The following is a 15,788-nucleotide window of genomic DNA, read 5'->3' on the forward strand; positions in this document are numbered from 1 at the left end:
TGAAAAATAGAGTTTTTTTCGATAAAATAGGAGACAGTTATTTTTTAATAGATTAGAAATAGGAGAAATCATGAGAAAAATATACTTATCTATTTTCACAAGTCTCTTGCTGATGCTGGGACTTGTCAATGTTGCTCAAGCTGATGAATATTTACGCATCGGTATGGAAGCGGCATATGCCCCCTTTAACTGGACTCAGGATGATGATAGCAATGGGGCTGTCAAAATCGATGGGACTAACCAGTATGCTAACGGATACGATGTTCAAATCGCCAAGAAAATCGCTAAGGACTTAGGTAAAGAACCTTTGGTTGTTAAAACCAAGTGGGAAGGTCTAGTCCCTGCCCTTACTTCTGGTAAAATTGACATGATTATCGCAGGTATGAGTCCTACTGCCGAGCGTAAACAAGAAATTGCCTTTTCAAGCAGCTACTACACTAGCGAACCAGTTCTACTAGTTAAAAAAGATTCTGCCTATGCAAATGCCAAATCTTTGGATGACTTTAATGGTGCAAAAATCACTTCTCAACAAGGTGTCTACCTCTACGACTTGATCTCACAAATCTCAGGCGCTAAAAAAGAAACTGCCATGGGAGACTTCGCTCAAATGCGCCAAGCTCTTGAGGCTGGTGTCATCGATGCCTATGTTTCTGAACGCCCAGAAGCACTGACTGCCGAAGCTGCGAACTCTAAGTTTAAAATGGTTCAAGTAGAACCAGGTTTCAAAACTGGAGAAGAAGATACAGCTATTGCCATTGGACTTCGTAAAGATGACAATCGTATTAGCCAGATCAATGCCAGCATTGAAACTATTTCAAAAGATGAGCAAGTTGCCCTAATGGATCGTATGATCAAGGAACAGCCTGCCGAAGCTACAACAACTGAAGAGACTAGCAGTAGTTTCTTTAGCCAAGTCGCTAAAATTCTTTCTGAAAACTGGCAACAACTCTTGCGTGGTGCTGGTATCACTCTTTTAATCTCTATCGTCGGAACCATCATAGGTCTCATTATCGGTCTTGCCATTGGTGTCTTCCGTACAGCTCCTCTATCTGAAAACAAAGCCATTTATGGCCTACAAAAACTAGTCGGCTGGATTCTCAATGTCTATATCGAAATTTTCCGTGGTACACCTATGATTGTTCAATCAATGGTTATCTACTATGGAACTGCCCAAGCTTTCGGTATCAACCTTGACCGTACACTGGCCGCTATCTTCATCGTTTCAATCAACACCGGTGCCTACATGACTGAAATCGTCCGTGGCGGTATCCTAGCAGTTGACAAGGGACAATTTGAAGCAGCGACCGCTCTTGGTATGACTCATAACCAAACCATGCGTAAGATTGTCCTACCTCAGGTAGTCCGTAACATCCTACCAGCAACTGGTAACGAATTTGTCATCAATATCAAAGATACATCTGTATTGAACGTTATCTCTGTTGTCGAACTTTATTTCTCTGGAAATACCGTGGCAACTCAAACTTATCAATACTTCCAGACATTTACAATCATCGCCGTGATTTACTTTGTCCTCACCTTCACAGTAACACGTATCCTACGCTTCATCGAACGCCGCATGGACATGGATACCTATACTACAGGTGCTAACCAAATGCAAACGGAGGATTTGAAATAATGACACAAGCAATCCTTGAAATTAAACACCTCAAAAAATCCTATGGCCAAAACGAAGTGTTAAAAGACATTTCTCTCACTGTCCACAAGGGAGAGGTCATCTCTATCATCGGAAGCTCTGGAAGCGGGAAATCAACCTTCCTACGCTCCATTAACCTACTTGAAACGCCAACTGATGGACAAATCCTTTATCATGGACAAAACGTCCTCGAAAAAGGTTATGACCTCACACAATACCGTGAAAAGTTGGGGATGGTGTTCCAATCCTTTAACCTCTTTGAAAATCTCAACGTTCTTGAAAACACAATTGTCGCTCAGACAACTGTCCTTAAACGCGAACGTGCAGAAGCTGAAAAGATTGCCAAAGAAAACCTAGAAAAAGTCGGCATGGGAGAACGCTACTGGCAAGCCAAGCCAAAACAACTCTCAGGTGGTCAAAAACAACGTGTGGCCATCGCTCGTGCCCTTTCAATGAATCCTGACGCTATTCTCTTTGATGAACCAACATCAGCTCTCGATCCAGAAATGGTTGGAGAAGTCCTCAAAATCATGCAGGATTTAGCTCAGGAAGGCTTGACTATGATTGTTGTAACCCACGAGATGGAATTTGCCCGTGATGTCTCTCACCGTGTTATCTTTATGGATAAGGGCGTGATTGCTGAAGAAGGCAAACCAGAAGACCTCTTCACCAATCCTAAAGAAGAGCGTACAAAAGAATTCCTTCAACGTTATCTCAAATAAAAAGAAAAGGCTGCATCAACCGTGCAGTCTTTTTACTAGCCAAAAAATGAAAAGGCAGACCTTATTCAAGAATCCGCCATTATCCAAAGATTAATCTTCAAATTTTTCATGATTTTTATCATAGAAATCAATTAAACCTAGAGCTGTTTCAAACGAAATATTTTTTACTTTTGCACGCCCCTGCGCTAGAGCAATGATAGACATTTCACGCGCATTCGTTTCTTTAGAGATACGGTAGCCTGTGATCTTCTTATCACGAACCCAGCCAACAACTGATTCTACTTTTTCAAAGTTTGACTTAGCCATGTCCTTCTCCTATTTTCTTCTTTACGATATTTAATCGTATACGTTTTTATGCCTTTTGTCAATAAAAAAACATATATTCAATAAAATTAATGATTTATTTTTCTGTTACTATCTTATTAAAGCCGATAATATATAGGTTTTTAATTACTATAAACCATTAGTAAACACCTTTAAAATAATTGTATTATTAACTCTTTTATTTGTAAAAATATTCATACTTTACAAATACCAATTCTTGATAGATTAGACAGGTTTTATCTTCAACTTTATTCTATTTACCTAACTTTAAAATGATATTTCTAATAGCAGAAGACTTTCTCTCCACACTATTACTAACTATTATTTCTCTTCTCCTTCTTTGATATTCTTCCTGCCTTTATAAGCACTTTTCACTTGCTCAACTGGTACTATTTATTTACTTTATCAATATTCCTTTTTATTTCTTCAAACCTATAAAAAGATGAGTAGTTAGGAAACCATAGTATCTTATCTTCCAACATCTTCCACTGTTTTTATCTTCTTAGTATCTTATCACTCTTCTCAGTTAACTCAGTATAAAGCTTCTCATTAGTATTGATTATTTTTTCTAATTCCTATTATATTTAACCAAATTTCAGATTAGACATATATAAAATAGTGGATTCTAAAAATACTCCTTATATATAACAAGTAATTTTACTCCCTTACTATAAACCCAATCAAAAAATAATAGGTACTATAATGACTTGTGATAGAAATAGCGTAATCGATTTCCTAAGTCCATAGGAATCGCCCCCTTTCCTCACTCTCATTATAGCACCTATACATCAGTTGTGCAAATAATATGATATTTTTTTATTAGTCCTCAGACAAGCATATTATAGAGCGTTTCATTACCATTTAAGTTAATATAAGATGGATCAAAACCTTCCATTCGACGAATCAAGCCTGCATAATCATGCTTATCTGCCAAAGCGATTCCAATCAATACAGGCCCTGTCCCCTTGCTAGCTCGTTTGATATACTCAAATCGTGTGATATCATCATTTGGTCCTAGGATATCATTTACAAACTCACGCAAAGCCCCTGGACGCTGTGGAAAATTGACCACAAAGTAATGCTTGATCCCATCATAAATCAAGGCACGTTCTTCCATTTCTGGCATACGGTTGATATCATTATTTCCTCCAGAAATGATACAACAAATGGTTTTCCCCTTGATATATTCAGCCAACACCTCTAGAGAGGCGATACTAGCCGCTCCAGCAGGTTCTGCAACAATCCCTTGCTTAGAATAGAGGTCAATCAAGGTTTCAGAAATCAATCCCTCATCAACACCTACCAAAGTTTGAACATGTTGACGAGTTGCTTCATAGGTCAATTGACCTACCTTTTGTACAGCAATCCCATCCGCAAATTTGTCAATTTCCTTGAGCTTAACAGGTCCACCAGCTTCAAAGGCAGCCTTCATGGAACGCGCTCCATTAGCCTCTACCCCAATGACTTCAATTTCTGGACTTGTTTCCTTGATATAGGTAGAAACCCCAGCAATGAGACCGCCACCACCAACAGGAACCAAGACAGCATCAAAATCAATCGATTCTTTTCGAGCTTCTTCTAGAATCTCATAAGCAACTGTTCCTTGACCTGCCTGAACATGAGCATCATCAAAAGGATCAATAAAGGTACGATTTTCAGAAACTGTAAATTCTTGAGCTGCTTTGGCTGAGGCATCAAAGGTATCTCCAACTAGTTTAATGGTTACGAAGTCCCCACCAAAAAAGCGAACCTGCCCAATTTTTTGTTGCGGAGTCGTAATGGGCATAAAAATAGTAGCAGGAATTTTCATCTCATTACAAGTATAAGCAACTCCCTGCGCATGATTTCCCGCAGAGGCACAGACTACCCCACGCTCACGCTCTTCCTTGCTGAGCTGAGAAATGGCATAATAGGCACCACGAATTTTAAATGAACGAACACGTTGGGCATTTTCCTTTTTCAAATAAATCTTAGCACCATACTTCTCCGATAAATAATGGTCATAATCAAGCGGTGTATTCACAACCACACCATTCAAGACCTTATGAGCCTTGATGATATCTTTTGAACTTAACATCTTTTTCTCCTAGACTATTTCATACTATCACAATTCATCCTCTAAAAAGAGAGATGAATTGATTATAAAAGCGAGTTAGTCCCCCAACTCGCCTTCACCTTAATTTCTATCAATTAGTTATAGATTTTGAATGCATCATCGTCATTTTTACCAACAAATGGCATTGCTTTACGCAATTCTGCACCAACTTTTTCAATTTCAAGGTTAGCTGCTTGTTCACGGTAAGCAGTCAATTTTGGACGTCCAGCTTTATAGTCATTTACAAAGTCATTTGCAAATTTACCATTTTGGATGTCTGCCAAGACAGCTTTCATGTTTTCTTTAACTTGTTCAGTGATTACACGTGGACCTGATACATAGTCACCGTATTCAGCAGTGTTTGAAATAGATTGACGCATTTTCTTGAATCCACCTTCGTAGATCAAGTCAACGATCAATTTCATTTCGTGAAGAACTTCAAAGTAAGCCAATTCTGGAGCGTAACCTGCTTCTGTCAAGACTTCAAAACCTGCTTCGATAAGGGCAGTCAAACCACCACAAAGTACAGCTTGTTCACCAAACAAATCTTCTTCAGTTTCTTCTTTGTAAGTTGTTTCAAGAAGACCTACACGAGCTGCCCCAACACCTTTACACCAGTCCATAGCAATGTTTTTAGCATTTCCTGTTGCATCTTGATAAACTGCGTAAAGAGCTGGCACACCAAATCCTTCTTCATAAGTACGACGTACCAAGTGTCCTGGTCCTTTAGGAGCACACATGAAGACATCTACCTCTGCAGGGACTTTGATAAATTCAAAGTGGATGTTAAAACCATGAGCAAATCCAACTGCGTTTCCAGCTTCCAAGTTTGGAGCGATTTCTGCTTCGTACAATTCTTGTTGGATTTCGTCTGGTGCCAAAATCATGATAACGTCAGCCAATTTAGTTGCTTCTGCTACTGTGTAAGTGTCAAATCCATCTTCTTTTGCTTTGTCAAAAGATTTACCTGGACGTACACCGATAATGACATCACGACCTGAATCACGCAAGTTTTGAGCATGCGCATGCCCTTGCGAACCATAACCAATAACGGCGATTTTTTTACCGTCAAGTGCTGCTACTTTGACATCTTTTTCGTATTCCATTTGAACTGCCATAGTTTTTTCTCTCTTTTCTATTATTTATTGCCTTTTAGGCTGGTTTAACAAATTTAAGTTGGATTTTTAGTCGCGGGTAAATCCAGTTGCACCCGTTCGAGCAATATTGCGAATACCGTATGGTCGAATGACTCGCAATAGAGCTTCACTCTTTTCAGCATTTCCTGTCATTTGAATGGTAATTGAGCTTGGTGCTACGTCTACCACCGTTGCACGGAAAGGTTGAATAATGGCTAGAATCTCAGCTCGCTTCTCAGCTGGCGCTGACATCTTAACCAAAATCACCTCGCGCTCCAAGTGTGGTTTATCCGTAATATCACGAATGCGAATCACGTCAATCTGACGATTGAGTTGCTTGATGATTTGCTCCACTTCATCATGTGAAGCTACATCAATAATAATAGTGATACGCGATACATTCGGATCTTCTGTTGCTCCCACAGAGATGCTTTCGATATTGACCTGACGACGAGACAGGACACCGGTAAAGCGATTGAGGACTCCTGAACGATTTTGTAGTTTTGCTGTTAACATTCTACGCATGGAACTTCACCCCCAACATCTCATGATTACTCTTACCAGCTGGCACCATTGGTAACACCTGTTCCTTACGAGAAATATCTACCTCAATCAGCATAGGAACATCCTCAGTGATGACTTCTAGGTCTTGAGCCAAGGTCTCAGGATTGTCAAACTTATAGTTTTTAATGCCATAAGCCTGTGCCATCAATTGGAAATCAGGAAGGGTGTCAAAGACTGACTCTGACGTTCTACCTTCATAGAAGGATTCCTGCCACTGGCGAACCATTCCAAGTGAGTGGTTGTTCAGCATGACCACCTTGATTGGTACCTTGTAAATGTTCAAAATAGCCAATTCCTGGTTGGTCATTTGGAAACCACCATCCCCAACAAACAAGACTACTTCCTTATCCGGGTTGGCAATTTTAGCACCGATTGCTGCTGGAATTCCGAATCCCATGGTTCCCAAACCGCCTGAAGTCACTAACTGACGCTCATTTTGGTAAGGATAATACTGGGCTGTCCACATTTGGTGTTGACCAACGTCTGTGACCACAATGGCATCCCCGTTGGTCAATTCACCAATTCGTTCAATAACAGCTTGCGGTTGGACCACACGCTCTTTCTTATCATAAGAACGAACACGGTTCTTGTCTTTAGTGACTTTTTCAATCCATTTTTCAGTATTGTTATGAACTGTTGGTTCGGCCAGCAACATTTGCAAGGCTTTTTTAGCATCTCCAACTACTGGAATATCAGCACTGATAATCTTGCCAATCTCGGCTGGATCAATATCAATGTGGGCAACCTTAGCATTCTTAGCAAAAGTCTTTGGATTCCCCGTCAAGCGGTCATCAAAACGGCAACCAATACTGATCATAAAATCAGCTTCCGTCATGGCAATATTTGCTGCGAACGACCCGTGCATCCCTCCCATTCCAAGGAAGAGTGGATGACTCGTTGCTATCGTTCCTTGCCCCAAAAGGCTGGTTACCACTGGAATTTGATAGCGTTCTGCAAACTCATTTAATTCTGCTGCAGCCTCAGCGTAGCTAATCCCACCACCAGCCAGCAAGACTGGCTTTTTAGCCTTAGATAATTGCTTCAAGATTTTCTTGATTTGCATATCATTTGGTTCAAGAGTTGGCTGATAGCTTGGCAAATTTACTTCTGGTGAATAGATGAAGTCTGTTTCCAAAGCAGATACGTCTTTAGGTAGGTCAATTACAACTGGCCCCGGTCGACCTGTAGTTGCGATATGGACAGCTTCCGTAATGATTCGAGGGATATCAGCTGTCTCACGAACTTGGTAATTGTACTTAGTGATTGGCATGGTAATTCCCACAATGTCTGCCTCCTGAAAGGCATCTTTCCCAATCCCTGCTCTCGCTACCTGACCTGTAAAGACCAAAAGGGGAACACTATCGCTCATGGCATCTGCAATCCCTGTAATGGCATTTGTTGCTCCCGGTCCACTAGTGACGACGGCAACACCCAACTTTCCAGTTGATTTGGCATAACCTTCAGCTTCATGCAAACAACCTTGCTCATGGCGCCCTAGAATGTGGCGAATGCCTTTAAAATTATATATCGCATCATAAAAAGGCAAGACCGCACCACCAGGATAACCAAAGATGGTATCAATTCCTAAATCACGAAGTGTTTCCAAAACTAGGTCCGACCCCGTCTTAGGAGATTCTAAACTGATTTTCTCCATTGTTCCCCTTTCTCTTCTCTTAAAAATAACTTGTTACTATCATACCATTTTTTCAAAATTTTTCAAGAGAAAAGAAGAAATTTTCTGAATTTTCTATTTTAACGTTTATTTATGAATAATATTCTATTTTTTATAAGTTTTAAAAGGTAATTTATATTCTTTAGCAACTTATTATCATTTATGTTGTAAATTTCCTTCGCAAATTACTTCAACTTATGTTATATGAAAGTTCTTTAAGTCATATTTTCAGAATGTATAAAATTTGTCGTAACGTTACAAAAAAGGAAGCCACTAAGTGACTTCCTTCTAGAGGGAGGACTGATTAGTCTTCACCTTTGTTTTTCTTAATGATTTCTTCTTGAACTGACTTAGGTACATCTTCGTAGTGGTCAAATACCATCATGAATGTACCACGTCCTTGAGATGCAGAACGAAGAACTGTTGCGTAACCGAACATTTCAGCAAGTGGAACATAAGCACGAACGATTTGGCTGTTACCGTGTGCTTCCATACCATCTACACGTCCACGACGAGCAGTTACGTGACCCATAACATCACCAAGGTTTTCTTCTGGAACAGTGATTGTTACAAGCATCATTGGCTCAAGGATAGCTGGTTGTGCTGATTTAGCAGCTTCTTTAAGGGCAAGTGAAGCCGCGATCTTGAAGGCAGTTTCAGATGAGTCGACATCGTGGTATGAACCATCGTAAAGCTTAGCTTTAACGTCAACCATTGGATAACCTGCAAGAACACCGTTAGCCATAGATTCTACCAAACCTTTTTCAACCGCTGGGATAAATTCACGAGGAACCACACCACCGACGATTGCGTTTTCGAATTCGAATCCTTTACCTTCTTCGTTTGGAGTAAATTCAATCCATACATCACCGAATTGACCTTTACCACCAGACTGACGTTTGAAGAATCCACGTGCTTGAGTAGAAGCGCGGAATGTTTCACGGTAAGATACTTGAGGAGCACCTACGTTCGCTTCAACTTTGAACTCACGACGCATACGGTCAACAAGGACGTCAAGGTGAAGCTCACCCATACCTGAGATAACTGTTTCACCAGTTTCAACGTTTGTTTCAACGCGGAATGTTGGATCTTCTTCAGCCAATTTTTGAAGAGCGATACCCATCTTGTCTTGGTCAGCTTTAGATTTAGGCTCAACCATCAATTGGATAACTGGTTCTGGTACGTTGATTGACTCAAGGATGATTTTAGCTTTTTCATCTGTCAATGAGTCACCAGTTGTAGTATCTTTCAAACCAACAGCAGCAGCAATATCACCTGAGTAAACAGTGTCAATTTCTTGACGGCTGTTAGCGTGCATTTGAAGGATACGTCCGATACGCTCACGTTTACCTTTAGAAGTGTTCAATACGTAAGAACCTGATTGAAGAACACCTGAGTAAACACGGAAGAATGTCAAACGACCTACGAATGGGTCAGTCATGATCTTGAAGGCAAGAGCTGCAAATGGCTCTTCGTCAGATGCTGGACGAGTTTCTTCTTCGTCTGTATCTGGGTTAATACCTTTGATTGCTGGGATATCAAGTGGGCTTGGAAGGTAGTCAATAACCGCATCAAGCATCAATTGAACACCTTTGTTCTTGAAGGCTGAACCACACAATACTGGGAAGAATTCAACGTTGATAGTCGCTTTACGGATACCAGCTTTCAATTCTTCGTTAGTGATTTCTTCACCTTCGAGGTATTTCATCATCAATTCTTCGTCAGTTTCAGCAACTGCTTCAACCAATTTTTCACGGTACTCTTGAGCTTGGTCAAGGTATTCAGCTGGAATATCTTCTTCAAGGATATCTGTACCAAGGTCGTTAGTATAGATTTCAGCTTTCATCTTTATCAAGTCGATGATACCACGGAAGTCATCTTCAGAACCGATTGGCAATTGGATTGGGTGTGCGTTTGCTTGAAGACGATCGTGAAGTGTGCTTACAGAGTAAAGGAAGTCAGCACCGATTTTGTCCATTTTGTTGGCAAATACGATACGTGGAACTCCATACTCAGTTGCTTGACGCCAAACTGTTTCAGTTTGAGGCTCAACACCTGATTGTGAGTCAAGAACGGTAACCGCACCATCCAATACACGAAGAGAACGTTGTACTTCGATTGTGAAGTCCACGTGTCCTGGTGTGTCGATGATGTTTACGCGGTGGTTGTTCCATTGAGCTGTTGTCGCAGCAGATGTGATAGTGATACCACGCTCTTGCTCTTGCTCCATCCAGTCCATTTGTGACGCACCTTCGTGAGTTTCACCGATTTTGTGGATTTTACCAGTGTAGTAAAGAATACGCTCAGTAGTTGTTGTTTTACCAGCATCGACGTGAGCCATGATACCGATATTACGAGTTTTTTCAAGTGAAAATTCGCGTGCCATGAGGTTTGTTTCTCCTATTTATTTTTGATTTCTATTCTATTATAACACGATTTTAATAAAAACGGATAGGCAGGACCTACCCGTTCTCAATGTTTTCATGCTATTGTTGGTTTCAACTTACGAGATGGTAAGTTGAGTTGAACTCGGGCTAAAGTTAATTAGCCGATTTGAGCCGGAACGGGATGCTGTGTGAAAAAGATAAACTTCCTTGTATTCGTCGAATACTGCGTCAGTTTCCTATATTCACCTTGCATCCTTACCGTTCCTAGCATCATGATTTTACCAACGGAAGTGTGCGAATGCACGGTTAGCTTCAGCCATACGGTGAGTGTCTTCACGTTTCTTAACAGCTGCACCAGTGTTGTTAGCAGCATCCAAGATTTCTTTTGCAAGACGGTCTTGCATTGTGTGTTCACCACGAAGACGAGCGATTGTTACCAACCAACGAAGTCCAAGTGTTGTACGACGTTCTGGACGAACTTCAACTGGGACTTGGTAGTTAGAACCACCAACACGACGTGCACGTACTTCAAGTACAGGCATGATGTTTTCCATAGCTGTTTCAAATACTTCAAGTGCATCGTTGCCAGTAGCTTCTTTGATTTGCTCAAAAGCACCGTAAACGATTGAAGCAGCTGTACCACGTTTACCGTCAAGCATAACGCGGTTGATAAGACGAGTAACTAATTGTGAATTGTAAAGCGGATCTGGCAATACGTCACGTTTTGGAGCTCTATTTTTACGACTCATTTCTCTTTATCCCCTTTCCTTATGCTTTTGGACGTTTAGTACCGTATTTAGAACGGCCTTGTTTACGATCGTTAACACCTGCAGTATCAAGTGCACCACGGACGATATGGTAACGTACCCCTGGAAGGTCTTTTACACGTCCACCGCGAAGAAGCACCACGCTGTGCTCTTGCAAGTTGTGTCCGATACCTGGGATGTAGGCAGTAACTTCGATAAGGTTGCTCAAACGTACACGAGCGAATTTACGAAGGGCTGAGTTAGGTTTTTTAGGTGTCATTGTTCCAACACGAGTTGCAACACCACGTTTTTGTGGTGAAGAAACGTTTGTTTGAACTTTTTTATGACTGTTGTAACCAACGTTCAAAGCTGGTGATTTAGATTTTTCTACTTTTGATTTACGCGGTTTGCGAACCAATTGGTTAATTGTAGGCATCTACATTCTCCTGTGTTTTTTTATTTTTGGTGATGATACACTTGGTGACAGCTATCATCTGTGTGTACTTTTGCAACATTTGTCAGCACGTCCCTGTACACTCTTGAGAGACCAAAAGTAAAAAGTACCGTCTATTATTGTATCAAAATTTTCTATTGGTTGTCAAGATATTTTTCTTTTTCATTCTTAATTTTAGCTCTTTTGTAGTGCTCCCCCAAAAAAGAAAAAGGAGGAATCCCACCCTCCTAAAGTTAGTATTGTTCCATTCAATCCCATCAATTTTAGCACATAATGGTTTTCGAGATATGATAGTATCACAACCAACCAGATTCTTTCGCGATATTAGCTGCCTCTGTTCGATTACCAGCATCTAGTTTAGAAAGAATATTGGTGACATAGTTTCGGACGGTTCCGTTTGATAAATAAAGTTGATCTGCAATTTCTTGGTTAGACAAGCCTTGAGCAATTCCCTTTAAAACGGCGATTTCTTGCTCTGTTAATGGATTGGGATGGGTCATAACTACTTCCATCAATTCAGGCGAATACTCCTTGCGTCCTTCGAGGACAGTATGCAAAGTTTGCATGAGGTCTGCAATTCTTCTTTCTTTCAAGACATACGCATCTACTCCAGCCTTGACCGCACGTTCAAAATAACCTGGGCGCTTGAAGGTCGTTACCACAACCACCTTTGTTTCTAGCTTTTCTGATCGTATCCACTCCAGCACTTCAAGACCTGTCTTAACAGGCATCTCTACATCAAGAATGGCGATATCTACGGACTCTTTTTCTAAGAGTTGGATTGCTTCTTGTCCATTCTTGGCTTGTAAGACAGACTCTACATCGGCTTGAAAGGCAAGCAACTGGCACATGGCATCTCGTAACATACTTTGATCTTCTGCAACAAGTAGTTTCATCTTAGTTTCTCTCCTTATAAGGTAGTCGAACTTGCACTTCCGTTGGTTGTTTCTGACTGATTACTCTTACTTCTCCTGAAAATGGAAGAACACGATCTCGAACTGTATGGAGCTCATCTCCTTTTATAAAAGCGAAACCACAGCCATCATCACTTACTGTTAAAATGAGTTCCTTCTCTGTCCGTTCTAATCTTAAGTAAGCTTTAGACGCTTTAGCATGCTTAATGATATTGGTCACTAACTCAAGCAAAATCATGGAAGCCGTTGACTCCAATTTCTGAGTTAGGCTAGCTGTATCTAGTTGATTAGCTACTTCAACCTCAATTCCAGCAATTTCTAACATCTTTTTCACCGTCTCTAGTTCGGATGTCAAAGTTCTAGATTTAAGATTTTCTACAATGGTTCGTACTTCACGCATTGATTCTTTGCTAATTTGCTGCATTTCTCTTAATTCCTTTTCCACCTGTGGATAAGCCTGCATTTGAAATAACTGCAAGGCTAAATCTGTCTTGACACTAAGCATAGCAAAGGTATGGCCCAAGCTATCATGCAAATCCTGACCGATACGATTGCGCTCATTTTCTGCCAGCAATAGATTTATCTGGGTATTTTGCTTGGCCTGCGCTTCTTTCAGATCCTCTACAATTCGAATCCGAACCAAGCCAAAAGTCATCAAATCGACAAAAGTAAGAATTCCAAGCAGATAAACTAGAAACTCAACTTCGATTCTCTGAAAAATCAAAAGTCGCCCCACAACAAGGACTTGAGCAAGGAGAAATGTCCAGACATGTAAAGACTTTAAACTACGTACGCCAAAATGATAAATTAAGAGATTGGAAAGGAAAAAGAAAAACCAGATATAATTCACAGCAACAAAGGCGGTATTCCCAGCTACATAGACCAGCATGATCCCCCAGAAAAGCCAAGATAGGCGCTGGTTCTTAGTTATTAAAACACCCAAATACGTCACTACAAATAGAATATCAACCAATAAATGCCAGACAGCAAGCTCCCCAATCAATACAGGTAGGATGGGGAAAATCATAAAAATCAAACTGGCCCAAAACATATAGTGTATGCTTTTCAGTCTTTCAAGCATTAAGCATTCTCCTTATGACCTTGAAGGTAAATGGTCAAACCAAACAAAACTGCTGAAAAAACAAGTAGATAAACTGTGGCTGATAGATTGATGCTACCCTCGTTTAAGAAGGTCTTGAGCAACTCCATCAACTGATAAGTTGGTAGACACTTCCCGATTGCTTGCATCCAGTCTGGAAATAAAGAGATGGGCATCCAGAGTCCGCCTAAAACAGCCAATCCTAGATAAAGAAGATTGCCCACGACAGACATCAACTGACTAGTTGGTAAGAGAGTCAAGGCCAAACCAAGGGCTACAAAAGCTACACTTCCAACTATCAGCAAGAGCGCAGCACCAACCCAGCTTCCTAGAGGCATGTCCACACCTCTTACAAAATGCCCAACTGTGAAAACAACCAGAATTGAGACCAAATAATCAGCTATCATACTTGTTATCTTTGATAGATAATATTCTACCATATTTACCGGAGTATGGCGCAATGTTTTCTGCCAGTTGTTGATTTTATCTGTATGTAAAACAGCTGGGAATGAAAACATAGCTGTCGACATCATGGAAAAAGCCGTCATGGAGATGAGGTAGTCGCGCATAAAATTAGCCGGTCCACCTGGTGTGTCCTGGTACATGCCTGAAAAGAATAAATAGAAGGCGGTCGGCATCCCTACTGACAATAGATAATAGACTAATTGTCGTCTAGTTAATAAGAACTCTATCCTGTTTAATGCTATCCATCGTTTCATCTTAGTCATCTCCCTTTTGTGTTTCTTCAAAGATTGTATCCAGCAAACTACGATTATTAACTTCAATTTCTTGTATGCTACATCCTGATTGAACTAACAGTTCCCAGAAAGCATCCGCTTCGCGAGTGACTACTTGCAAGGCATCTTGTTTTTGTAACCAGTTTTCAACCAAGTTTGACTGCTCAACGACTTCCTTGTAGGTCAGAGGAATGATAAAATGCTTTTCAATTTCCTCACTGCGCATGGCTAGAGGTGTTGTATCGCGAATCAACTCTCCCTTATTCAAGACCAAGATTCGGTCTGCTGTATGCTCTACCTCTTCGATATAATGGGACGAATAGAGAATGGTAACTCCCTTAGCTTTTAGCTCCTGAACAATTTCCCAAAAGCGTTGACGGGTTGAAGTATCCATGGCCGCAGTTGGTTCATCTAAAAAGACAAGCTTTGGTCGCCCAATTAAGGTCAAGACAAAAGAGAAAAGACGCTTTTGCCCACCTGACAATTTTTCTGCAAATTGCTCTTTTTGTTGCTTGTCAAACTGCAATAGTTGATCGATCTCCTGGTTGCTCAAGGGATTTGGATAAATACTTTGAAAGAAAGCAATCAACTCTTTGACCTTTAATTTCTGAACGATGACATTTTCTTGAGGGAGATAGGATCTTGTGTAGTCTAACTGAGAACTCGTCACTGGCAAGCCTTGGATGGATACTTGACCGCTTGTGACCAGTTTATCTCCAAGCAAACAGTCCAAGAGTGTGGTCTTCCCAGCACCATTGGGACCAATCAAGGCGACGCATTCACCTTCTGTTACCTCAAAGGAAATATCCTTCAAAATAGCCTTGCCCTTGATGTTTTTATGTAAGCCTTGAACCTTAATCATGTTCATGATATTCTCCTTCCAGCCACTCCTTTCCCATCGGAAAGGCGATAAAAATCATAAATCCTAATCCCCATGCACCACGGATGAATTGGTGAAGGAAGGCTTGATCAAACCAACCTGTAAACATTTCTACCAACCATACCACTAGTGACAGTCCAATAAAAAGATAGAGAATCGCTTTTTTCATTTTTCAAACTCCTTTTTCACATCTGAGACCAATTTTAATCCTTCTCGGATAAGCCAAGACATCATGCCAAATCCTGCAAACAACTCCCAAGGAAAATGATAGAATCCTTCATCCAATCCTGAAAACATGAGATAAGTCATGACTCCTGCTACTACTAAACTCATTGCGACAATTACTTTATGTTTCATTTTTTCTTCCTCCATTTGATACATCTAGTATAATTCTTTGAAGGTAG

The 15,788-nt window shown here is 40.6% G+C and carries 16 protein-coding genes; 2 read left to right on the forward strand and 14 right to left on the reverse strand.

Annotation, left to right across the window (positions count from 1 at the left end):
- Window positions 1–70: 70 nt before the first annotated feature.
- Complete coding sequence (locus D7D54_RS05475) at window positions 71–1,636, forward strand: ABC transporter substrate-binding protein/permease (protein ID WP_120718993.1); 1,566 nt, start codon at window positions 71–73, stop codon at window positions 1,634–1,636.
- The gene (locus tag D7D54_RS05480; protein WP_049487447.1) at window positions 1,636–2,376 is read left to right on the forward strand and encodes an amino acid ABC transporter ATP-binding protein; all 741 of its coding nucleotides are present in this window, start codon (window positions 1,636–1,638) and stop codon (window positions 2,374–2,376) included. The genes D7D54_RS05475 and D7D54_RS05480 overlap by 1 nt, the downstream gene beginning before the upstream one ends.
- A 90-nt stretch (window positions 2,377–2,466) precedes the next feature.
- On the opposite strand, the gene D7D54_RS05485 is transcribed toward D7D54_RS05480, so the two are convergent.
- The 14 genes from D7D54_RS05485 to D7D54_RS05555 all read right to left on the reverse strand — a co-directional run bounded on the left by D7D54_RS05485 (window position 2,467) and on the right by D7D54_RS05555 (window position 15,756).
- Window positions 2,467–2,682 (reverse strand): capsule biosynthesis transcriptional regulator, encoded by a 216-nt coding sequence (locus tag D7D54_RS05485; RefSeq protein ID WP_001130035.1) that lies wholly within the window; start codon window positions 2,680–2,682, stop codon window positions 2,467–2,469.
- Window positions 2,683–3,526: 844 nt separating this feature from the next.
- Entirely contained in the window at window positions 3,527–4,777 is a 1,251-nt protein-coding gene (ilvA, locus tag D7D54_RS05490) for a threonine ammonia-lyase IlvA (RefSeq protein WP_000952976.1), read from the reverse strand.
- A 113-nt stretch (window positions 4,778–4,890) separates the two neighbouring features.
- Window positions 4,891–5,913: a ketol-acid reductoisomerase gene (gene ilvC, locus D7D54_RS05495; RefSeq protein ID WP_061589582.1), complete on the reverse strand. Its 1,023-nt coding sequence runs from the start codon at window positions 5,911–5,913 to the stop codon at window positions 4,891–4,893.
- A gap of 66 nt (window positions 5,914–5,979) precedes the next feature.
- Window positions 5,980–6,456 (reverse strand): acetolactate synthase small subunit, encoded by a 477-nt coding sequence (gene ilvN / locus D7D54_RS05500; protein ID WP_001253803.1) that lies wholly within the window; start codon window positions 6,454–6,456, stop codon window positions 5,980–5,982.
- Window positions 6,449–8,149: an acetolactate synthase large subunit gene (locus D7D54_RS05505; protein ID WP_000411735.1), complete on the reverse strand. Its 1,701-nt coding sequence runs from the start codon at window positions 8,147–8,149 to the stop codon at window positions 6,449–6,451. The genes ilvN and D7D54_RS05505 overlap by 8 nt, the downstream gene beginning before the upstream one ends.
- A gap of 322 nt (window positions 8,150–8,471) precedes the next feature.
- On the reverse strand, window positions 8,472–10,553 hold the full coding sequence (fusA, locus tag D7D54_RS05510) for an elongation factor G (RefSeq protein ID WP_000090357.1): 2,082 nt from the start codon (window positions 10,551–10,553) through the stop codon (window positions 8,472–8,474).
- Window positions 10,554–10,832: 279 nt separating this feature from the next.
- Window positions 10,833–11,303 (reverse strand): 30S ribosomal protein S7, encoded by a 471-nt coding sequence (gene rpsG / locus D7D54_RS05515; RefSeq protein WP_000087873.1) that lies wholly within the window; start codon window positions 11,301–11,303, stop codon window positions 10,833–10,835.
- Between the two features lie 19 nt (window positions 11,304–11,322).
- Window positions 11,323–11,736 carry a 30S ribosomal protein S12 gene (rpsL, locus tag D7D54_RS05520; protein ID WP_001142332.1) on the reverse strand — a complete coding sequence of 138 codons (414 nt, stop codon included), beginning with the start codon at window positions 11,734–11,736 and terminating at the stop codon, window positions 11,323–11,325.
- A gap of 314 nt (window positions 11,737–12,050) precedes the next feature.
- Complete coding sequence (locus D7D54_RS05530; RefSeq protein WP_020901539.1) at window positions 12,051–12,650, reverse strand: response regulator transcription factor; 600 nt, start codon at window positions 12,648–12,650, stop codon at window positions 12,051–12,053.
- Window position 12,651: 1 nt separating this feature from the next.
- The gene (locus D7D54_RS05535; RefSeq protein ID WP_020901538.1) at window positions 12,652–13,749 is read right to left on the reverse strand and encodes a sensor histidine kinase; all 1,098 of its coding nucleotides are present in this window, start codon (window positions 13,747–13,749) and stop codon (window positions 12,652–12,654) included.
- Window positions 13,749–14,486 carry an ABC transporter permease gene (locus tag D7D54_RS05540; protein WP_120718994.1) on the reverse strand — a complete coding sequence of 246 codons (738 nt, stop codon included), beginning with the start codon at window positions 14,484–14,486 and terminating at the stop codon, window positions 13,749–13,751. Before D7D54_RS05540 ends, D7D54_RS05535 begins: the two co-directional genes overlap by 1 nt.
- A gap of 1 nt (window position 14,487) precedes the next feature.
- A complete protein-coding gene (locus D7D54_RS05545; RefSeq protein WP_120718995.1) occupies window positions 14,488–15,372 on the reverse strand; it encodes an ABC transporter ATP-binding protein in 885 nt (294 codons plus the stop codon).
- The gene (locus D7D54_RS05550; RefSeq protein WP_120718996.1) at window positions 15,359–15,553 is read right to left on the reverse strand and encodes a hypothetical protein; all 195 of its coding nucleotides are present in this window, start codon (window positions 15,551–15,553) and stop codon (window positions 15,359–15,361) included. Before D7D54_RS05550 ends, D7D54_RS05545 begins: the two co-directional genes overlap by 14 nt.
- Window positions 15,550–15,756, reverse strand: coding sequence for a hypothetical protein (locus tag D7D54_RS05555; protein WP_049541113.1), 207 nt, complete (start codon window positions 15,754–15,756; stop codon window positions 15,550–15,552). The genes D7D54_RS05550 and D7D54_RS05555 overlap by 4 nt, the downstream gene beginning before the upstream one ends.
- Window positions 15,757–15,788: the final 32 nt, after the last annotated feature.

The sequence above is a fragment of the Streptococcus chosunensis genome (assembly GCF_003626515.1).
Lineage (GTDB): Bacteria > Bacillota > Bacilli > Lactobacillales > Streptococcaceae > Streptococcus > Streptococcus chosunensis.